This window comes from Geitlerinema calcuttense NRMC-F 0142, from assembly GCF_030285425.1.
The window spans coordinates 19,441-40,042 of the sequence record NZ_JASVEJ010000003.1; the positions used below are offsets into that span (position 1 = coordinate 19,441).

21 protein-coding genes, 2 tRNA genes and 1 pseudogene are annotated in these 20,602 nt (G+C 47.1%); 14 read left to right on the forward strand and 10 right to left on the reverse strand.

The window, feature by feature from the left end; genetic code table 11:
* Positions 1-60: 60 nt before the first annotated feature.
* Positions 61-666, forward strand: a complete 606-nt coding sequence (gene hpsU, locus QQ055_RS00825; protein WP_284474354.1) for a hormogonium polysaccharide biosynthesis acetyltransferase HpsU — start codon at positions 61-63, stop codon at positions 664-666.
* Between the two features lie 34 nt (positions 667-700).
* On the opposite strand, the gene QQ055_RS00830 is transcribed toward hpsU, so the two are convergent.
* The gene (locus tag QQ055_RS00830; RefSeq protein ID WP_284474355.1) at positions 701-1,216 is read right to left on the reverse strand and encodes a DUF1579 domain-containing protein; all 516 of its coding nucleotides are present in this window, start codon (positions 1,214-1,216) and stop codon (positions 701-703) included.
* A 24-nt stretch (positions 1,217-1,240) separates the two neighbouring features.
* On the opposite strand from QQ055_RS00830, the gene QQ055_RS00835 reads away from it, so the two are divergent.
* Positions 1,241-1,693, forward strand: a complete 453-nt coding sequence (locus tag QQ055_RS00835) for a hypothetical protein (protein ID WP_286004071.1) — start codon at positions 1,241-1,243, stop codon at positions 1,691-1,693.
* Positions 1,694-1,758: 65 nt separating this feature from the next.
* On the opposite strand, the gene QQ055_RS00840 is transcribed toward QQ055_RS00835, so the two are convergent.
* Entirely contained in the window at positions 1,759-2,199 is a 441-nt protein-coding gene (locus QQ055_RS00840; protein WP_286004072.1) for a GrpB family protein, read from the reverse strand.
* Between the two features lie 281 nt (positions 2,200-2,480).
* Here QQ055_RS00840 and QQ055_RS00845 point away from each other — a divergent pair, with 281 nt between their 5' ends.
* The 5 genes from QQ055_RS00845 (at position 2,481) to QQ055_RS00865 (ending at position 5,778) form a co-directional block, all read left to right on the forward strand.
* Positions 2,481-3,113, forward strand: a complete 633-nt coding sequence (locus QQ055_RS00845; RefSeq protein ID WP_286004073.1) for an FMN-dependent NADH-azoreductase — start codon at positions 2,481-2,483, stop codon at positions 3,111-3,113.
* Between the two features lie 18 nt (positions 3,114-3,131).
* Positions 3,132-3,629, forward strand: a complete 498-nt coding sequence (locus tag QQ055_RS00850) for an anthrone oxygenase family protein (protein ID WP_284474359.1) — start codon at positions 3,132-3,134, stop codon at positions 3,627-3,629.
* A 143-nt stretch (positions 3,630-3,772) separates the two neighbouring features.
* Positions 3,773-4,159, forward strand: a complete 387-nt coding sequence (locus QQ055_RS00855; RefSeq protein ID WP_284474360.1) for a nuclear transport factor 2 family protein — start codon at positions 3,773-3,775, stop codon at positions 4,157-4,159.
* Entirely contained in the window at positions 4,156-5,124 is a 969-nt protein-coding gene (locus QQ055_RS00860; protein ID WP_284474361.1) for an NAD-dependent epimerase/dehydratase family protein, read from the forward strand. Before QQ055_RS00855 ends, QQ055_RS00860 begins: the two co-directional genes overlap by 4 nt.
* Positions 5,125-5,352: 228 nt before the next feature.
* On the forward strand, positions 5,353-5,778 hold the full coding sequence (locus QQ055_RS00865) for a VOC family protein (protein WP_284474362.1): 426 nt from the start codon (positions 5,353-5,355) through the stop codon (positions 5,776-5,778).
* Positions 5,779-6,056: 278 nt separating this feature from the next.
* Here QQ055_RS00865 and QQ055_RS00870 read toward each other — a convergent pair whose 3' ends face one another.
* From QQ055_RS00870 to QQ055_RS00895, 6 genes are all read right to left on the reverse strand, one after another.
* Positions 6,057-6,662 carry a type II toxin-antitoxin system PemK/MazF family toxin gene (locus QQ055_RS00870; protein ID WP_284474363.1) on the reverse strand — a complete coding sequence of 202 codons (606 nt, stop codon included), beginning with the start codon at positions 6,660-6,662 and terminating at the stop codon, positions 6,057-6,059.
* A 3-nt stretch (positions 6,663-6,665) separates the two neighbouring features.
* Positions 6,666-7,145 (reverse strand): type II toxin-antitoxin system antitoxin SocA domain-containing protein, encoded by a 480-nt coding sequence (locus QQ055_RS00875; protein ID WP_284474364.1) that lies wholly within the window; start codon positions 7,143-7,145, stop codon positions 6,666-6,668.
* Between the two features lie 207 nt (positions 7,146-7,352).
* Positions 7,353-7,424, reverse strand: a tRNA-Thr gene (locus QQ055_RS00880).
* 142 nt (positions 7,425-7,566) lie between these two features.
* Positions 7,567-7,953 carry a carboxypeptidase-like regulatory domain-containing protein gene (locus QQ055_RS00885; RefSeq protein WP_284474365.1) on the reverse strand — a complete coding sequence of 129 codons (387 nt, stop codon included), beginning with the start codon at positions 7,951-7,953 and terminating at the stop codon, positions 7,567-7,569.
* 24 nt (positions 7,954-7,977) lie between these two features.
* Positions 7,978-8,526: a hypothetical protein gene (locus QQ055_RS00890; protein ID WP_284474366.1), complete on the reverse strand. Its 549-nt coding sequence runs from the start codon at positions 8,524-8,526 to the stop codon at positions 7,978-7,980.
* A 94-nt stretch (positions 8,527-8,620) separates the two neighbouring features.
* A complete protein-coding gene (locus tag QQ055_RS00895) occupies positions 8,621-9,862 on the reverse strand; it encodes a vWA domain-containing protein (protein ID WP_284474367.1) in 1,242 nt (413 codons plus the stop codon).
* A gap of 268 nt (positions 9,863-10,130) precedes the next feature.
* On the opposite strand from QQ055_RS00895, the gene QQ055_RS00900 reads away from it, so the two are divergent.
* The 7 genes and pseudogenes from QQ055_RS00900 to QQ055_RS00930 all read left to right on the forward strand — a co-directional run bounded on the left by QQ055_RS00900 (position 10,131) and on the right by QQ055_RS00930 (position 19,920).
* The gene (locus QQ055_RS00900) at positions 10,131-10,820 is read left to right on the forward strand and encodes an ATP-dependent Clp protease proteolytic subunit (RefSeq protein ID WP_069968038.1); all 690 of its coding nucleotides are present in this window, start codon (positions 10,131-10,133) and stop codon (positions 10,818-10,820) included.
* 111 nt (positions 10,821-10,931) lie between these two features.
* A complete protein-coding gene (locus QQ055_RS00905; RefSeq protein WP_284474368.1) occupies positions 10,932-11,531 on the forward strand; it encodes an ATP-dependent Clp protease proteolytic subunit in 600 nt (199 codons plus the stop codon).
* 134 nt (positions 11,532-11,665) lie between these two features.
* Positions 11,666-12,276 (forward strand): annotated as a pseudogene (locus QQ055_RS00910) (J domain-containing protein).
* Positions 12,277-12,674: 398 nt separating this feature from the next.
* Positions 12,675-16,796, forward strand: coding sequence for a PAS domain S-box protein (locus QQ055_RS00915; RefSeq protein WP_284474369.1), 4,122 nt, complete (start codon positions 12,675-12,677; stop codon positions 16,794-16,796).
* On the forward strand, positions 16,778-17,869 hold the full coding sequence (locus tag QQ055_RS00920; protein ID WP_349775299.1) for a hybrid sensor histidine kinase/response regulator: 1,092 nt from the start codon (positions 16,778-16,780) through the stop codon (positions 17,867-17,869). The genes QQ055_RS00915 and QQ055_RS00920 overlap by 19 nt, the downstream gene beginning before the upstream one ends.
* Before the next feature lie 190 nt (positions 17,870-18,059).
* Positions 18,060-18,773, forward strand: a complete 714-nt coding sequence (locus tag QQ055_RS00925) for an ATP-binding response regulator (protein ID WP_069968005.1) — start codon at positions 18,060-18,062, stop codon at positions 18,771-18,773.
* A gap of 49 nt (positions 18,774-18,822) precedes the next feature.
* Positions 18,823-19,920 carry a hybrid sensor histidine kinase/response regulator gene (locus QQ055_RS00930; RefSeq protein WP_284474372.1) on the forward strand — a complete coding sequence of 366 codons (1,098 nt, stop codon included), beginning with the start codon at positions 18,823-18,825 and terminating at the stop codon, positions 19,918-19,920.
* A gap of 37 nt (positions 19,921-19,957) precedes the next feature.
* On the opposite strand, the gene QQ055_RS00935 is transcribed toward QQ055_RS00930, so the two are convergent.
* Positions 19,958-20,030: transfer RNA gene (locus QQ055_RS00935), tRNA-Phe, on the reverse strand.
* Between the two features lie 114 nt (positions 20,031-20,144).
* Complete coding sequence (locus QQ055_RS00940; protein ID WP_432805987.1) at positions 20,145-20,588, reverse strand: PPC domain-containing protein; 444 nt, start codon at positions 20,586-20,588, stop codon at positions 20,145-20,147.
* Positions 20,589-20,602 lie beyond the last annotated feature (14 nt).

Below are 20,602 nucleotides of genomic sequence, written 5' to 3' on the forward strand. Positions count from 1 at the left end.
CTGTGGTACAAGCCTCTCTCTTGTGCCACGTCCTGTACTTGCGCCGTTAACCCTGAACCCATGACTGCCGATATCCCCCAAACCCCACCAGAACCGCATCCGTTAGAAGCCGAACCTTGGGTAGATTTAAGACAATATGACCAAGCTTGGTTTCAGCGCGGACGTTCTAGCGGGTTTGTTTTATTTTGGTGGTTAGTACAGGCGACGATCTTTCCCCTAACACCGCATCATCTGAGTGGCATTCGCGCCGCCATCTTACGACTATTTGGGGCAAAAGTGGGTAAAGGCGTCGTCATTCGTCCAACAGCGCGATTTACCTTTCCCTGGAAAATTGCAATCGGCGATTACAGTTGGATTGGCGATGATGTGGTTTTATATAGCTTGGACTCTATCTCCATTGGCAAACACGCCGTCATTTCCCAAAAGTGCTATCTCTGCACGGGAAGCCACGATATCCACAGCGTCAACTTTACCCTGAAAACAGCACCCATTACCATTGGCAATGGGGTATGGGTCGCTACAGATTGTTTTGTCGGGCCAGGTGTCGAAATTGGCGCGAATTCAGTGGTTGGGGCGCGGAGTAGCGTCTTCCGTTCTCTGCCATCAGGATACATCTGCTTAGGCACCCCTGCGCGTCCCCAGGTTCCCCGTCAGCCTCCGCAGTAAAGGGCATTAAGGCTGTTTTCTCCTTAAAGACATCTTATTGCTGACGCCAATAATGAGTAGTCATGAAGTGCTGCCACTGCCCGTCATCAGTCAACATATGGGCAGTCAGTACCCGATGATCGTTGCTCTTGAACTCGATCGCATCTTTGTACTTCCCGATTTTCTCCTCACCCGTTATGACAGGTCCATCGGCATTGAGTGTTAGCACAGTTTCCCCTGCATCTAATTCCCCCTCGTATTGCCAAAGGTGCGTCAGGATCGAGCCGACCCAAGTGCCGACATAACACTGTTTTTGAGGATCGTAGCCAAGTGTCATCAGGGTGGTTGCAGGACCAAATCCAGGCATTTCTCCCTGTCCTTCTGCCAATACCCAGAGTCCACCCAGCGAGCGAACAGTTTCTGTTCCTGTTGATTTTACGGGAGGTCGATCGGGTTCCATCATCACTTCACTTTCATAAGTCCACTCACCGACGAATTTCTGAAGCCATTGATGTTCTTTTTGAGGTTGAGCAGGCATGAGTGAGGTTTGTTCGGTTTGCGTAGTTTCCATTTTTTATTTCCTGATTTTGAAACAATGTTTAATCCTTCTTTACGCCGATTGCTGCTTGCTGCTTTTTGTTTGGCAAGTCTAACCTCATGCAATCCTTCTACAGAGAATACAGAACTTAAGGCACTCGAAGCTAGACTCGCTGCCACACAAGCTGAAGTTGCAGAATTAGAAACTGAAGTTGCCACCTTGCAAAGTCTTCAGGCTGGTATTGTTTGTGGGAAAGGTGAGGACGCATTACTCACGCAATCTGGAGATTTCTCCGCTTTACTGGGAGTGGGAGAAACCGATATCTTTTATCCAATCCCCTATGCCTCTCCACCGGAGTTGATACTCCCTGTGGAGCTGAATCATATTGGAGCAAAGCTACTAGCGCAACGGGCTAATGGGTATCGTCTTTCCTTAACTCGCTTTCCCGATCCAGGTATTCGCTCCCTAAAATGGCAAGCTAGAGGAATTGCTGCTTCATCTTGCCAATAAACGCTGGTGTGGGTTTAGGGTAGTGCTTCCCAAACTTGTTTAATCAGCAAGGGAAAAGGTGTAAGTTAAGCCATTGCTTGCCAAATTAGTGCTTTTTCCTCCACGCTCTTGACAAATTCATCTTTGCCATCCATGTAGCTTTCAATATCCCCAGGATATTGCTTTGCTAAGTGCCGTTTCAATTCACTGTATTGCTGGGCAACATCAGGATGAGCAATCATGTAGTCACGAAAAGCTAAATGACGAGAGATTTCAGGCGAACCCACCTCATAGGTATGAACGTTGTGGGTTCTAATCTCCGGGGAACGATGCTTACGGAAGTAACGCCGACCCGAAAGTCCAAATTCGCCCATTGCTTCGTATCCAATGGCTGCCATTGCTCCGTTGCGTGCATCGGTTTTGGTAATGCTTTTCACTTCAATTAGAAAATCAATGACAGGTTTGGCGTAAATGCCTGGAATTGCAGTGCTACCGATATGATGAATGGCAACGATGTTTTCTCCCATCGCCAGTGCGAGTTGCTTAGACTCTTTTGAAACTCTTCCTGCCACGCCGGATCGGGTGGGACAACTTCTACTTTCATATTCTACAAGGCGCTCAGAGCGGGATGAATATTTTACCTTCTATCCACTTCACCCAATCAGGCGATCGCAAAATTTATCTATCTTTGGATAGATCCTTGTCCGGTCACGACTTGTAACCGATCTCAAGAATGCGATCGTGCCGCAAAAATAAGATAGCGAAAAGATCTCGCATCTACCTAAGAAAGAAAATATCTTGAGGAACAATGGCGCACTTACTACAGATTGATGCAAGTCCGCGTGGGGAACGTTCCCATTCTCGTCGTATGACTCGCGAGTTTGTCGAACAGTGGCAACAGCACCATCCCAATGATACGATCGCCTATCGAGATGTAGGTCGCAATCCCATTCCCCATCTTGATGAAGACTGGATTGCAGCAGCCTTTTCACCCCCCGAACAGCATACGCCCCAACTTCAGAAAGCACTTCGCCTCAGCGATCAATTGGTAGATGAATTTCTGGCGGCGGATATTTATGTCATTGGCGTTCCCATGTATAACTTCAGCGTTCCCAGTGGATTTAAGGCGTATATCGATCAGATTGTCCGCATTGGGCGCACTGTTAATATTGAATCCAGTGATGCTGGCAAAGTGTATAAACCACTCGTTCTCGGTAAGAAAATGTATATCATTGAAGCACTGGGAGATTCTGGCTTGCAACCGGGTGGACGCTACGAAACCATGAACCACCTCGATCCTTACCTTATAACTGTTTTCGGGTTTATGGGCATCACGGATATTACCTTTATTCACGTCGAAAATGATGAGTATGGCGAGAACACGCTAGCAGAGTCGATCGCTAATGCTCGCCAAAAAATTACTGAGCTAGTTGCTGCATAAGGGAGTTAATACTGATTTATGGTAGGGATTGAATACCTCTATGTCCTGAAACTGATTGCAGCCCTTGGATGTGGATTAATCGCAGGAGTATTCTTTGCCTTCTCAACCTTTGTCATGAAAGCTCTGGCGCAACAACCACCCGCCCAGGGAATTGCCACCATGCAATCTATTAATGTTACGGCGATTAATCCCTGGTTTATGACTGCATTTTTGGGTACGACTGTTGTTTGTCTCGTTTTAATGGTTTCCTCGCTCCTTCGGTGGCAACAACCTGGCGCTGCTTATTTGTTTGTCAGTGCTTTGTTTTACTTGCTCGGTTGTTTCGGGGTGACAATGGTGTTTAATGTTCCGCTCAATGATGCGCTGGCTGTTGCTAATCCCAACAGTCCAGAGGGAACCAATCTCTGGGCGAGATACCTGACAAACTGGACGTTTTGGAACCATATTCGGACGCTCGCCGCATTCATCGCAGCAGCCTTATTTACAATGGCGCTCAATACGCCATCAAAACTGTAGAGTTTGATGAATTCAGTGGAACATATAATTCTCTGACGCACTTGAGTTACCATTCGTTGGGTGTGAGGAGAGCGCGATCGCCTTTCCCTTACCCTCTGGATTATCGAGAATCAGGTTGAATTCAGATTGAGGCTAAGTATCAAATGGAAAATGACTCGATCGAAGACCTAGAAGAGACGTTACGACAAGCAATGCTCAATAGCGATCTTGCAGTATTAGACGCTCTCATTGCTGATGATTTAGTCTGGACAATGCACACGGGTTTTGTGAGCAACAAAGAATCCGATCTCGAAGCACATCGCTCTGGAATCTTCCGATTTACCAAGTTGGATATTAGCGATCGCCAAATCCATCCTTTTAGCGATGATTGTGTTGTTGTCACCTTAAAAGCAGAAATCGAAGGGATGATTAACGCTCAAGAGTTTTCTGAAGTCTATCGATTCACTCGCGTCTGGTTACAGCGAAACAACCGTTGGCAAATTGCCGCAGGTCATGTCAGCCAAATTGTTCCCCTTGATTCTCAGTCATGAAAATTCTGGCTATTGGTGCAACAGGTTTTATTGGCTTGCCTGTCATTCGTCAATTGATGAAACAGGGACATCAAATTGCCCTTTTCCATCGAGGGGATACGACTGCAAGTGAATTGGATTCTAGCCTACATTTCTATGGCACGCGCCATCAGTTGCCCAACTTTAAAGCTGAGTTTGAACGATTTGCCCCTGATGTTGTTCTCGACATCATTCCGTTTACAGAGGCGCAAGCACAGGCTGTTGTTCAGGCGTTCAGCGGTTGCACTCAGCGGATCGTCGCTATCAGTAGTGGAGATGTCTACCGCAACTATGAAGGTTTGCAGGGACAAGGGAAGCATCCTCCCGATCCAGTCCCCTTGGCTGAAGATGCGCCGCTGCGGGAAACGCGATATCCCTATCGAGATTTGGAGGGGTTAGACTTCGATTTTAAGCAGAATTACGACAAGATTCTGGTGGAACAGGTGTTGATGAACCAGCCAGAACTCCCTAGCACAATTCTCCGGTTGCCCGCCATATATGGTCCTGGCGATCGCCAACATCGGTTTTTACCGTATCTTCAGCAAATGTTCGATCGCCAACCCATTTTGTTAGAGGACGAACAAGCCCGTTGGCGTTTCTCTCATGGCTATATAGAGAATATTGCAGGAGCGATCGCTCTAGCTGTCACCGACGATCGCGCCACCGGACGCATCTACAACCTGGGTGAAGCCTCTACCCCAACCTTAGTGGAGCGAATCCAGAGGTTAGGAAATTTAGTAGATTGGCATGGCGAGATAGTGACTCGTCCCAAAGATCGACTTCCCTCTGATTTACAAATGAATTTGCAGTGGCGCTATCACCTGGCGATCGATACCACTCGGTTTCGAGAAGAGTTAGGCTATGTTGAACCGATCGCTGAAGAGGAAGCATTGCAGCAAACAATCGCCTGGGAACGGGAAAATCTGACCGCAACGAGTCCAGAATAGTTCAATAATCATTATTCTAATTTTGCGATATCTCAGCCATGTGGCGACGTTTTTCTTCCAATTCAAGCTTAATCGGACTTGGTTTAATTCTGATTGCGATCGCCTTCATTGCTCTGTTTTTTCTTCCCTAGCAGGTTGAGTAAGGATAGCGATCGCCGCTTCCTGGAGCGTTGATTGCGCGAAGTTCATCGCTAACGTACCGGATTTTAACTGATAAGGGGTTCAGATATGGATAACAATCCCAGCATTCTCTCGCATGTCTCCATTGGCACCAATAATTTTGAAAGAGCGATCGCCTTCTATGACGCTGTGTTATCGACGTTGGGCTGCAAGCGGTTGATGGAGCATCCGGGAGCGATCGCCTATGGCAAGCAGTATCCCGAATTTTGGGTGGGAATCCCGTTCGATGGGCAACCTGCAACCGTGGGTAATGGCGCTCACATTGGTTTTATCGCTCCTACCAAAGAAGCGGTCCATGCCTTCTATGAGGCAGCATTAGCCGCAGGAGGTCAAGACGAAGGTGCCCCCGGTGGCAGACCCGAATATAGTAAGCCGTATTATGGCTGCTTTGTGCGCGATCCTGATGGAAACAAGATAGAAGCTACTTTTTGGGATGAGTCGCTTGAGCAGGAACTCAACCAGAGCAATGTATGAACGATCGCCACATCGATGCCAAATTAAATCGCATTACCCGCGAGCATGAGGATATTGTATTGATATTGTCGATCCGGGCGATCGCTCAAACCCGTTTTTGAGTGCTTGCTTATTGGTTTGGCTTGACCATAATCTATGGTGCAAGTTCACACGCTAGACGAAAAATATTTTTGAGTTTCATAAATTACCCATGTTCTAGGATTTCTCGCACTCAATCTTCTCCAGTATTTTGATAAATTTCGTATTTAGGGTAAACAAGCATTTAATAATCCCCTCACTTACTCGAAATTGTCTACTAAGCTTTCTAGCAGTGCGCTTTTCTCAGCGTCAGACAGATAACCATAAATCTTTTGCACAAGCTCCGGGCTTGCATTTTGCTTAAACCAATCTTCATCGGGAGAGCTATCAAAACCCAGAATAAATTTCAAACGCTTGGCGATCTCGTCTTTATCCTTGCTATCTAATTGCCCCTCCCGTTGCAACCAGTTACCAGAAGAATCTTTAAAGCAATTACCGTCTACCGTACATATCTGATGTACTAAGGCATAAGATTTTTTGTCCAAGCCGTTTCTTGCAGTATTGTTAATAGGATAGGTAGTTGGCAAACCTGAAAAAGTAGTTTGGGAGGTCAACGGAATTGCCGTAAAGGTCTGAATATATCCAGACTGATCCTGAAATTTATCGCTTGTCCAAATGACGTAAGGGTGAGATCCCCTAAAAACGCGACTAGAGTTAATCGTGAGCGTACAAGAAAGGGTTTTACACTCAATTTCCCCTGGGGTATCTAAGTCGTAAATATGTAAGTGACCGCTACTACATCTAAGCGATACCCGGTATGGGTTAATCATATAAACCCAACCCTGGCGAGGACGTTGACCAGCCAAACCTTACACCCCTAGTTCTTCAAGCAATTTCTCTCGCTCTAGCTGAAGGTTGAGCGGAGCTTGTTCTTCTGGTACGTGCTTACTCTTTGCTTCCACCATTGGAGCCGTCGAGTAAACATAGTTCATTAATTCCTGAAATTTTTCAGCCCCAGAGCCAGCCCATTCTTTTCTGATATTTTCTAACATCAGTTGCAGCCCTTCTGAGAATTCAAAATCAGTCGAAAAGAGTGATTCATCTTTCACAGTAACTAAAACAATATTGCCATCCTGCTGAAAAGATAAATCTTCCATGCCCTCTAAAGCAGCATCAATCTCCTGATTCCAAGGACCATGATTGAAATAGCGCCAATCTAGGTCAGTGAGCTGTTTTCCCGTCCACTTAACTGAGTAAAGATCGGCTAGATACAAAAACTTCACCAACTGGGTCTTTGTAATGCGACCCTTGGTTTTACACACAAAGTATAGGATTAAACTTTCTAGCATGATTTCCACCCTCTGTTGAGCTAGAAACCTGGTTGACAGAAAAAACTACTAAAACATCGTAACACTGAAATTTTCCTTCAATACCTCCTTACGCTGGATCTTGACAGAACCGCCAAAACTCACCAATCACTTCAACAGTCCCTCGGCTTTTTGCTCTAGCGGCAACATCTCTGCGGAGACTTCTTTGAGCGATCGCCTGAACTAAAAAGCTGGTGACGGGATTTGAACCTGCGACCGGCTGATTACAAATCAGCTGCTCTACCACTGAGCTACACCAGCATAAATATAAATATAGCAAGGTTTGGGTTAGTTCCACCAGACAGAAGCGTTAGGATATTAAATCGTTTTGGCGAGTGTGGTTAAAAATTTTGATCGGTGGAAGAGTTGGAGGACAAGGGGGCTAGCCCCTTGTCGCTTGCAGTTAGCGGACTGGGATATTGATGATGCTGCTATGACCCATCGATTCAAATCTGACCGTCCAACGTCCGCGCTTTGAGAGATCGGGAGTAAAGCTGTAGCGCCCTTGGCGATCGCTCTGACCCGTTCTCCAGGGCGTTGCGGGTTCCCCTGGGGCGTAAATACTCACTTGAGCATTCGCCATCGGTTCGCCGGTACTAAACATTCCCACCACTTCCACAGACTGGATCTGAGCTTCGGGCGGCAGGTTGTCTAAGTTGTAAGTCGTGGTTTGACCGCTGGTATTTTGTGCCCGAATGCGAGCTTCTAAGCCAGCTTCATGGGCAAGGGCGGTGCCTATCAGCCCTAGGAGGATAATGGGAACCCAGACCATCGATTTGAGATATTGCATAACGCTCTCCGAAAATGCGCGCGGCTAGTCACATCCCGTGACGCCTTCTGCACAGTACAAACTCCACCAAGGGTTGATGCGATTTTCATCGGAGGCCCCGGTACTCATATTTAGGAGGGCTTGAAAGCTAGAATCTTCTCCACCATAGCGAAAATGCATGTGGATGGGTTCTCCGTGGGGAGCGCGAAGAATAACATATCGAAAGCCGCTACAAGCCGGATCGTCAGAAGCGAGTTCAAATTGATCCCAAATGGAGCTTTGGTAGCGGGGATAGTAGAACGGATCGGGGGCGGCTCCGCGATAGACATATTCGCAGTTTTGGGCGATCGCTTCTCGGCCTTCAAGATCGCGATAGAAAGAGAACTGTCTCATTTCGTTGAAGACAATTCGAGCCGGGTTGCGCGGATCGTGGCGAGAGGCAGGAACGCTGGTATCAAGGGTAAATGTACCGTTGACGCCTAAATAGGGCATGTTGGCATTGGGAGAAGCAAGTTCAGGGGGACTTTGGGCGATCGCAACTCCTGGGCTAACCAAAGCGACTACCGCAGCACCGATCAAAGCGATTGATTTCATTCCTACACCCTTTAATTCATCACAGTTTTGGGTCTGTGGTGAATTTAGCCAGTTTTGCAATCTTTTCCTATGCCCCGTGGTGGCATATTGGAGATTAATGCAGAATTGTTTTAGAAACGATGCGCGTTTTCTTGCGATCGGCATCGCTGAGGTCTTCGCCCGATTGCAGGCGCGTGGCATTATCTTGGAGTACGGTAGCAGCCCCGCGATCGCCCATTTGCAAGGCGGTTTTGGCGGCGGTTTGCAGTAAGGTGGCCGCCCCCATGCGATCGCCTTGTTGCAATTTCGCCTCAGCTAGTTGAGTTTGGCGATATTTAGCTAAGGCGAGGATATGCGGCTGTACCTGGGAATTCACGGCGGGGTGGTAATCTTCCATGACATTCGCTTCTACCGTCAGGGTTTCCGAACGCAACCCTTCTTGCTGAACCAGCGGATCGTCATAAATGACCTGGACTGATGCGATCGCTTGTTGTCCGGGTGGCAGTTGTCCGATATATAAATTGGCTAGGACAATGCGAGGGCGATCGCGCATAAGATCCCCCAAACGCACGATCGTTTCCTGTCCCTCAGCTTCTACGGGTAACTCAATCGTATCGGGAGCCACCTGTGCCACGGGTTTTAACTCCGCAAGGCGAACATTCGGCATCAACGCCAAACGCAGATACGCATTCGTTAAGCCCACCGACTGCACGCGGGAAAGCAAGCGGTTAAATTCCTCAGACGCTTGATCCGGACGTTCGATATAAGCCATCGCCCCTCGACCTGCATCCGCAATCCGTTCTAACACATCTTGGTTCCAGTGGGAGCCAAAACCCAGGGTATTCAATGCCAGCTTATATTCTGTGGCGAGGGTGGCAAATTTATAGCAGCGTTCGTTCGAGCCATGCTCGTTTTCGCCATCGGTGAGCAAAAACGCATAGGAAACCGTATCTTTGCGTCCTTTCGCCAGTTCCTCAATTCCCAAACGCAACCCTTCATCAATGGCAGTGCCGCCATCGGCTTGCAGGCGATTAATTTGGCGTTTAATCCGTTCTGGATCTTCAACGATCGAGTTAGGGACAATGGTTTGGGCGCGATGATCGAAGGCAACGACCGAAAGGCGATCGCCCTTTTTAAGTCGGTCGATTAACTGGGCGGCGGCTTGCTTCACCGTCTCTAGGGGGCGACCGCTCATCGAACCGCTATGATCGAGGATTAAGCAGAGATTGAGCGGAACCGATTGTTCTAGGGCTTCTGCCGCGATCGCCGACACCGAAATGGCTAATTGGCGTTGCGAAGAAGGCGATCGCCGATCGATATGGGAATCATTTAAATCTATTTGCAAACCGACTCGCATAAAACAATCTCCTACTCAACCCAGCTCTTGAGATACTAAATACCACACCAACTCGATCTTGAACTCCGGAATTCCCGCTCTCGCATCAATGCGGCTCTATTTCAAGGATAAATCAGTCTTTGCCTACCTGCTGAGTTCCCTTGTGCTTTGTCTGGCAAAACCGATCCTCATCCGGCGCGGTTTCCCGCCCAGATTGCTCAACGGGCTGCGACAGGCACGCGCTACCATGTATAAAAGTAGCGCCATCGTTTTGTTGCAGAAGTACCTTATGGACACACCGATTCGGGCGGCTCAATCTCCTTACTATGGAGATGCTTACTATCGCACGCCACCCCCAGACCTACCCTCCTTGCTCCTCAAAGAGCGCATTGTCTATCTAGGTTTACCCCTATTTTCTGACGACGACACCAAACGTAGAGTGGGCGTAGATGTCACCGAACTGATCATCGCTCAACTGCTGTATTTGGAATTTGACAACCCCGAAAAACCGATTTCCTTTTATATCAACTCCACCGGAACGTCCTGGTATGGCGGCGAAGCGATTGGCTTTGAAACGGAAGCCTTTGCGATCTGCGATACCCTCAGCTATATCAAACCCCCCGTTCATACCATTTGCATCGGTCAAGCAATGGGAACGGCGGCGATGATCCTCTCAGCCGGGACAAAAGGATGCCGCGCGAGTTTACCTCATGCCACTATCGTTCTCAACCAATCGCGCACGGGCGCAAGAGGTCAAGCGACCGATATTCAAATCCGCGCGAAGGAAGTGCTGGATAATAAAGCAACGATGCTGGAAATTTTATCGAGAAATACGGGACAACCGCCCGATAAAATTGCCAAAGACACCGATCGGATGCTTTACATGAGTCCCTACGACGCCGTGGAATACGGCTTAATTGACCGCGTTCTCGAAAGTACCAAAGACTTGCCGAAGCCTTTACCCGCAGCGTTTAGCTAAGAGGCTGAATGGGCTTCCTTGAGCTTTAAGGATGGTCGATGAACCAACAATCCTCGCCATTGGAGAGGAGCGTTAACCTGTTTTTTCGTATTCAAGAAGAGTAGAGTTCTTATGCCTATTGGTGTTCCTAGCGTTCCTTATCGCCTGCCAGGGAGTCCCTACGAACGGTGGATCGATATTTACACTCGCCTCAGCCAAGAAAGAATTATCTTTCTCGGTCAAGAGGTGACGGACTCTTTGGCGAATAATATTGTGGCGGTGATGCTCTATCTGGATTCTGACGATCCAGGTAAGCCGATTTACCTTTACATTAATTCTCCGGGTGGATCGGTGACGGCAGGTATGGCGATTTACGATACCATGCAGCACATTAAATCGGACGTGATTACGATTTGTGTGGGTTTGGCGGCTTCGATGGGGGCGTTTCTGCTGACAGCCGGAACGCCGGGTAAGCGGTTAGCGCTGCCCCATTCTCGGATTATGATTCACCAACCTTTAGGGGGGGTGGGACGCCGACAAGCGACGGATATTGAGATTGAAGCCAAGCAGATTCTCAAAACCCGCCAACAGCTTAATGAGTTGATGGCTAAACATACGGGTCAAAGTGTTGACAAGATCCAAAAGGATACCGATCGCGACTACTTTATGTCAGCAGCGGAAGCCAAAGAGTATGGCCTGATCGACCGGGTGATTGAAGAAAGACCGGCTTAGAGATAGGGGATCGGGGAAAACCGCTTTCCCCCCGCTGTCTTTGGTCTGGCTTGTCAGGATCTCCTGGATTCCACGGTTTGAATTAAGTTAGAGTGATGGCAGAATCTAAGTAATTCTGCCATTTTTCATAGTTGATGAACATTGCAGATTGCTATCGTCTTCTAGAACTGCCTGAAGGCGCTTCTTTGGCAAGGGTGAAAACGGCTTACCGGCGTTTGGCGCGGCGGTACCATCCTGATATGAATTCTGGCGATCGCCAAGCGAAGGACAAGTTCATTGAGCTAACGGCAGCTTACAAGCAGTTGTTAAGCGTTGCGCCTGTGGAAAGCGAGGAGGAACAAGCCGCGCCAGCAGAACCCGCACCCGCGCCAACGCCTGCTAGAACCCCCACTCCGGTGAAGGTGACGCGCAAGTCTCCTAGAATTGAGTTTGTGACGCCGCTATCGGAGACGGAGCAGCAGTTAAAGGATATCTCTTATCAACAATTACAGCGATTGCTGAAGCAGCGCAAGTTTCCCAGAGCGATCGCCCTGGTTGAGGCATTGGCTCACCGCATTCCCCAAGATCCGGAGGTGCGACAATGGCAAGCGATCGCCTATCAGCGCTGGGGACGCCAACTGGTGAAAGAAAAACAGGTGGAAAAAGCCGCAGTTACCTCAAAAAAGCCTTGAAAACAGACCCGCACAATCGGTCTTTATGGGCTGAAGTCGAACGAGATTTTCAGAATTTAGAGAAGATTTATTAGGCACATACTCCATTAAGCTCAAATTGTCAAGCGTAAGGCTTGCGTATGCTGAAACAAGAGCGGAGTAAACGGGGAAGTCAATATTTCCTAGGGATTGGCCGCTTGCACGCCGGGATTCGCTCTGTTTAGAGGGGAAAAACCGAGCGTGCTAACCGTATTAATACTGAAAATTTTCCTAGAGAGTCGCGTAATCATCCCCTAGAGATCCTCAAAAAGATCGTGTTACAAAGAATATACGCCCAGCCCGCCAGGTTCTTGATTAAGAACTCATTGTCCTAGAAGAAATCCAACAACTCGATCAGATTTGAGGCGATCGACCCCTACAGAGAGATCGCGCCGAATTCCGCGAGCGATGTTTCTAACGTTCGCGTCGAACGCTTAGGAGTTATCCCCCCCCTATGAACTTACTGCGATCGCTAAAACCCGCAACGCTCTATCAATGGCTCAAACGCCTTCAGCAACCCTCCAAACGCGCTCAACTCTTACAACAGCGCAACTTAGAACTCGAACATCAAATGCAACAGCGTACCGAACAACTGCACAAAGCGCTGATTGAGGTGAAACGACAAGCCAAACAAGCCGAACTGATTAACCAAATCGTTCAAGCCATGCGGGGGACGCTCGTTTTAGACGAAATCCTGCAAACCACCGTCAATCAACTGCACGAAGTTCTGAACGTTAGCCGTTGCTTAATTTTCCGGCCCGATGCGACTGAGCAATTCGCCATTCGCTATGTTTCTGAAGCCACCTCAGAAGGGACAAGTTTAATTGGCCTGTGCTGCGAGTTCGATCGCTACTATCGCGCCGAGTTAGCACAAGGGAACGCCCTCTTTTTTTCCGGAATTGACCATTGCGTTGCCCCGGAAGTTCGCGAAGCAGTGCGAGGGTCTAACATTCGGGCGATTGTAATTGTGCCTTTGATCTATCAGAGCGATTACATTGGCGGGATTAGCCTGCATCAATGCGATCGCGAACGAGAGTGGACAACTGACGAGATTGCCTTTATCAAAGCGATCGCCGATCGTTGCGCGATCGCCATTCACCAAGCCGAACTCTACCAACAGTTGCAAATTGAACTGCAAGAACGCCAAAAAGCTGAAGCCACCTTGCAAAAACTCAATGACGCCTTGGAACTGAAAGTTCAAGAACGGACGCAAATGTTACAGTGCGTCGTGCAACAACTCAGCCAAGAAAATGCCGAACGCCAGCGCACAGAAAAGGCATTGCAGCACAGCCAAGTTCAACTCCAAGCCATTCTCGATAACTCCCCGACCTTTATTTATGTCTACGATCTGCAAAACCGCTACATCCTTGTCAATTATCAGCTTGAGAAGCTTTTAAAACGCCCCAAAAAAGAACTCATCGGTCGCCATCTCAATGAATGTTGGCCGCCAGAGATTGCGGATTTATTTGCTGACAACAACCGCCAAGTTCTAGAAACGGGAAGCGCCATCCAAGCTGAAGAAGTCGCCCCCCACGCGGATGGACTGCATACCTATGTGACGGTGAAATTTCCCCTAAAAGACGAGCAAGGAAACATTTATGCAGTTTGTGGTATTTCCACCGATATCACCGATCGCAAGCGGATTGAAGCGGCGTTGCAAGAAAGCGAGGCTAAATTCCACAACCTTGTCGCGAACGTACCGGGCATGATTTATCAGTTTGTGATGCATCCCGATGGTTCTCAGGGGCTTTCCTACGCAAGTCCAAGTTGTCGGCAAATCTGGGAACTCGAACCCGAACAGATGTGTGCGGATATTCAAACCAGCCTTGAGATGATTTATCCCGATGACCGGGTGATATTAGAACAATCTACAGCAATTTCGGCCCAAACCTTACAACCGTGGCAGTGGGAGGGACGAATTCAGACGCCTTCGGGTCGTTTAAAGTGGCTGCAAGGGATTGCTCGCCCCCAGAAACAAGCCAATGGGGATATTGTCTGGGATGGGTTGTTTATTGAGACTAGCGATCGCAAACAGGCAGAAGCCGCGCTTTTAAATACAGAGTTTCGCCTGGGAATTGCCCTAAAAGCCGCTCAGATGGGAACTTGGGACTGGAATTTTAAGAGCGATCGCGTAATCTGTTCCAAGCAAACCGATTTAATTTTTGGTTTTGCGTCCGGCGATCCTGCTAGAACCTATGAAGACTATCGCGATCGCATCCATCCTGAAGACCAACCGCTATTCGATCGCGCCATTGACAATAGCCGCGAACAAGGAATTCCCATCGATATAGAATATCGCGTTGTCCTGCCGGATGGTTCTATCCGTTGGGTTGCCGGAAAAGGAGATACGCTCCATATCTCCACGGGAGAGCTAGTCGCAATGAGCGGTGTTGTGATGGATATTACGGAACGCAAACGCTCGGAAACCGCATTGCGCGATAGCGAGTTTAAGCTCCGTACCATTGTGGAAAATAGCAACGATGCGATCTTTTTGAAAGATTATCAAGGCCGTTATTTATTTATCAATTCGATGGGCGCTCAGTTCTTAGGACGGACTGTGGCAGAGATTTTGGGGAAAAAGGATGAAGACTTTTTCTCTTTTGAAAGCGCTCAATATATTTGGCAACTCGATCGAGCAGTCATGGAGGGTGGAAAACCGTGGACGGGTGAAGAGCAAGGGGAAGCGAATGGCAATCGCTATACTTTTTTGTCTACTAAAGCCCCCTATGTTTCAGCACAGGGCGAACTCCTCGGTTTAATTGGGGTCTGTCGCGATATCACCCAACAGAAGCAAGCTGAAGAAACGCTGAAACGACAGTTTGCAGCCGTAGAAGCGGCGGGAGATGGGATTGCGATCGTGAGTTTGGCGGGGGATTATATCTATCTTAATCAATCCCACGCCAAAATCTTTGGCTACGAAAGAACTGAGGAACTCATCGGTCAGAGTTGGACAATTTTATACTGTTCAGACGAAATTGAGCGCATCTGTCAAGAGGCTTTACCAATTGTTTTCCAGACGGGCAAATGGCAGGGAGAAGCAGTTGCCAAACGGCGCGATGGAACGATGTTTGCTGAAGAATTATCGCTAACGTTGGTGGAGAATAATGCTTTGGTATGTGTCTGTCGCGATATTACCGAACGCAAGCAGACGGAAGAGAGGCTGGTGCTGAGAGATAGAGCGATCGCGGCGAGCAATAATGGGATTATCATCTCGGATGCCACGCATCCTAATAACCCCGTCATTTATGTTAATAAAGCTTTTGAAAATATGACGGGATATACCCAAGCCGATGTCTTAGGTAAAAACTGTCGATTTCTGCAAGGTAAAGATAAAAAACAGCCCAGTTTGGAAATCTTACGCAATGCTATTCGCCAAGGAACAGCCTGTACAGTCACCTTGCGTAATTACCGTAAAGATGGAAGTTACTTTTGGAATGAATTGAATCTTTCTCCAATTTATGACAGTTTAGGCAAACTGACTCACTTTATTGGCATTCAATCGGATATTACCGAGCGCAAACAAGCGGAAGAAGATTTACAATTTACAACTTCTCGTCTCTCTACTTTGATTGAAAATCTTCAACTTGGAGTTCTGGTTAAAGATGAGGGCAAACGAGTGGTGATGATTAATCAGAAGTTTTGCGATATCTTTAATATTCCAATTGCTCCAGGTGCGTTAATTGGCGCTGATTTTTCAGACCTTGCTGAAACTTATCAACACCTGTTTGCTCGCCCTGAAGAGTTTATTCGCAGTCATAACCGTGCGAATCAAAACAGAAAGATTATCAGCAATGAAGAAATCGAAATGCGGGATGGGCGAATCTTAGAGCGAGATTATGTACCGATCTATGTTTTAGGAGAATATAGCGGTAATTTGTGGATGTACCGCGATATTACCCAGCGCAAGCAAGTCGAAAATGAAATAAAGTCTTCTCTTCAAGAAAAAGAGGTTTTACTTAAGGAGATTCATCATCGAGTCAAGAATAATTTGCAAGTTATTTCCAGCTTGCTCAGACTCCAATCAGAATATATTAAGGATGAAGAAACTTTAGCGATATTTACAGAAAGCTACAACCGAGTTCAGTCAATGGCATTAATTCATGAAAAGCTCTACCAGTCTTCTGGGCTATCTAAAATTGATGCTGCGGAATATATTCAGGATTTAACTAAAAATCTTTTCCGTTCTTATGATATTTCGATGGGCTGCATTCAACTCAAACTCAATGTTCAATCTATTCAGCTTGATGTCGATACGGCAATTCCTTGCGGGTTAATTATCAACGAACTCATCTCGAATTCTATTAAATATGGCTTCGTCGGCAGAACTCAAGGAGAAATTTACATTGACTTATTACAAGGCAATGATAGCCAAGTAATTTTAAGGATTGGTGACAATGGAATTGGGTTGCCTTCAGATTTTGATATTCAAGAAGTAGACTCTTTAGGTTTGCAGCTAGTTGCTGGTTTGACTGAGCAGATTCACGGAGAAATTGAGATTGAATCCACTCAGGAAGGAACTTCATTTTTTATTCGTTTTATTAACAAGGTAGAACAATTATGTGCGTTAGGATATTAGTCGTTGAAGATGAAGTAATTGTCGGAATGGACATCAAAAATAGCCTCAAAAAGTTAGGCTATAAAGTGATTGGAGTGGTTCCTACCGGAGAACAAGCCATTGAAAAAGCAAAAGCTGAAAGTCCAGACTTGATTTTAATGGACATCATGCTTCAAGGTTCTATTGATGGCATTCAAGCAGCCGAAGAAATTACCAAGCACTTAAATCTGCCCATTGTCTTCCTAACGGCTCATACAGATAAGAATACGCTGCAAAGAGCTAAAGATATTTATCCCTTTGGTTATATTGTAAAACCGTTTCAAGAAAAGGATTTATATACGACCCTTGAAATTGCCTTAGCACGCTGTAAAGCAGAAACAGAAATTCGCAAGGCACTCGCGAAAGAAAAAGAACTTAGCGAACTAAAATCGCGCTTTGTATCAATGGTTTCCCATGAATTTAGAACCCCCATGTCTACCATTTTGTTCTCTTCCGATCTGCTTAAAATGTATCAAGACCAGTGGACAATTGAGAAAAAGACAACCCACATTAATCGCATTCAAACTTCTATTAAACGCATGATTGAAATGTTGGATAATGTGCTATTAATTGGTCAGGTGGAATCGCAAAATATGCGAATTGAGAATAGTCCGCTAGATTTGAAGAGTTTTTGCCAAGAATTAATTGAAGATATTCAAGTTGCCGACCGCTATCAGCACCCCATTCTCCTTGATTTACAAGAAGCGTGTAATTTCGTTGAGGTAGATTCTAAAATTTTGCGCTATATTCTAGAAAATTTGCTTTCTAATGCCGTCAAGTATTCTCCTGAAAACAGCGAGGTTTACTTAGGGGTTCGCTGTCAAGATTGCCAAATCTGCTTACAAGTTAAGGATGCAGGAATTGGTATTCCTTTAAGCGATCGCCAACGCTTGTTTGAGTCTTTTTATCGCGCCACCAACGTCGGTACCATTACCGGAACGGGTTTAGGACTGGCAATTGTTAAGCGTTCGGTAGAGTTATATGGAGGTCAAATTGAGGTGCAAAGCGAGTTGGGAGAAGGGACGAGCTTTACGGTTGTTCTTCCTCTCAGTTAGCAGTAATTCTATTAAAGTCAAAAGAGGAATCCCTCTGAAATCTTGCACGATGCTCAGTTAACCTGAAAAATGCCTAAATTCGTTCAAAAACTCCTTTCTGAGTTCTCTAAAGAGGAGTTAAGCTGTGAGATAGGTTAATGCAACCGTTGCAAAATCTCAGAACGACTCAACGCCTAGGTGAGGAAGCATCATGATCGACTCTGCCAAGCTTAAAATTCTAGTGATTGAAGACGAAGAACTGGTACGAGAAAATCTGTTAGAAATCCTAGAGGTTAACAAGTTTGAAGCGATTGCGGCCATCAACGGTCAAGAAGGACTGCAAAAAGCCCAGGAAAATTTACCAGACTTAATTATTTGTGACATTATGATGCCCGATCTCGATGGCTATACCGTCTTGACTGAATTACAAAAAGATCCGCTGACTGAAATGATTCCCTTTATTTTCCTAACGGCGAAAACCGAACGCGACGATCAGCGTTTAGCAATGGAATTGGGGGCGGACGATTATATTACGAAACCCTGTACGGTGACAGAACTGCTGAGTGCGATCGCCATCCGCCTTAAAAAACACGCCGCCTACACCCAACATCACCAACAAGCACACAGTAAAGCCAGAGGCTTACAGCAAAGAGTGCGAGAACTCCAACAAATTAGTCACAGCCAGGAAGACCTATTGCACAAAATTTCCCAAGAGTTACGCGATCCCTTATCGAACATCACAATGGCGATCCAAATGCTGAAATTAGCGCCTACCCCCCAAGCTCGCCAGCGCTATTTAACCATTTTGCAACAAGAGTGCGATCGCGAAATTGCCATTATCAACCAACTGTCCAATCTGCAAGATTTTCTCAACCCAGAAAATCTCAAACTATTGCAGCGCTTAAATTCAACTCCGCCTCAATAACTCCAATCTCTTCCCCCGTTGCCATCACTCTTCACTCTGGTAAAAGTTTATGCAAAAAATTTTAGTCATCGAAGACGAATTTGAAATCCGCGAAAATATTACAGAACTGCTCCACGCCCAAAATTTTCAAGTCATCGCTGTGGAAAATGGGATTAAAGGCATTACCGCCGCTCAAACCCATATCCCCGACTTAATTATTTGCGATATTTCCATGCCAGAGTTAGATGGCTATCGCGTTTTAGAAGCCTTGCGACACGAACCCATAACGGCGAGCATTCCCTTTATTTTCCTAACGGCTTTTGTCGAGAAAAGTAACACCCGTAAGGGGATGGAACTGGGTGCAGACGATTATTTAACCAAGCCTTGCACGCCAGGGGAACTGCTGAGTGCGATCGCCACTCGTCTCGCAAAACAAGCTACCCGCGATCGCCAGCAATCGGAAAAACTCGAAGAACTGCGACAAAGCATCATTCTCTCTCTTCCCCACGAGTTAAGAACGCCCCTCAATGGCATCTTAGCCTCTTCAGAGCTGCTGTTAATGCACTTTGACCAGCCAGAAGATGCAGATACTCGCGAAATGATCGAACTGATCAACATCTCTGGAAAGCGCCTCTATCGGCTGATTCAGAACTTTCTGCTCTATGCCGAATTAGAACTGATTGCAGCCTCTCCCGAACAAATCAAGGCGCTACAGGCTCATTCTACCCCTTGTGCTGAGGCTCTCGTCACCGAGAAAGCCGTTTACCAAGCCCAACAGGTACACCGCCAACCCGACTTAGAGTTAGAACTCGAAGACGCCTATCTTCAGATTTCTCCCACCCGCTTGATGAAAATCGTCGATGAGTTAGTGGATAATGCCTTTAAATTCTCAGTTCCCGGAACGCCTGTGAAAGTCGCGTGTCAAGTCAGCCAGGGGATATTCACCTTGTCAGTCAGCGACAAAGGACGCGGCATGAAACCCGAACAACTGATGCAAATTGGCGCTCACATGCAGTTCGATCGCAAACTCTACGAACAGCAAGGATCGGGATTGGGGTTAGCCATTGCCAAGCGCCTCGCCGAACTCCACGGTGGCAGTCTATCGATTGAGAGCGTGCCCGCAGAGCAAACCACCGTTACTGTTAAGCTCCCTTTGGCTCCTGAGTAATCAAGCAAAACCCTGAACGAGGTTTCAAGGGTCTGAGTGCCAGGAGCCGGACTTGAACCGGCGACACGAGGATTTTCAGTCCTCTGCTCTACCGACTGAGCTATCCCGGCAGGCGCGTTTTTTAGCGCTTAACTAAGCTAACACTTCTACTAGGTTTTGACAAGTCTTTTTTCAAAAAAGGGTAAAAAGACAGAAGACGCCCTTCCTTTTACCCTAATTTCAGGCTAATCGACGGGGCGCAGGCGCGTCATTTTTAAGTTAAAGGTGCCCCCGCGCGTTTCTCCAAAAGCTCGAACCCGGACGATATACGTGCCAGTCTGGGTAATGCGAGCGAATAGGAGAGAATTGGTTGTCCCATCCGGGCCATCATCATTTTCTGCAATGGTAGAGCCATCCGCCGCCAACAGAGTGAGGATGGTATCAAATTGCTCGGAGGTCAGATCGAAAACAACTTGATCGCCTTCGTTGAGTTCCACGATATAGTCTCTGGCAAACCCTCCTTGTCCGGTGGGGATATCATCGCGCGAGAGGGTATCGGTAATCTCGTTGTTGGGGGGTAAGGGTTTGGGGTTATAAATTCGCGGTTGAGCAACCGCAGTCGCCGCATTGAACAATACCGTTGCCAATAAGGCAGGGATAACCCAGACCCGATGAAATCGGACAGTCAACTTATGTATCACTA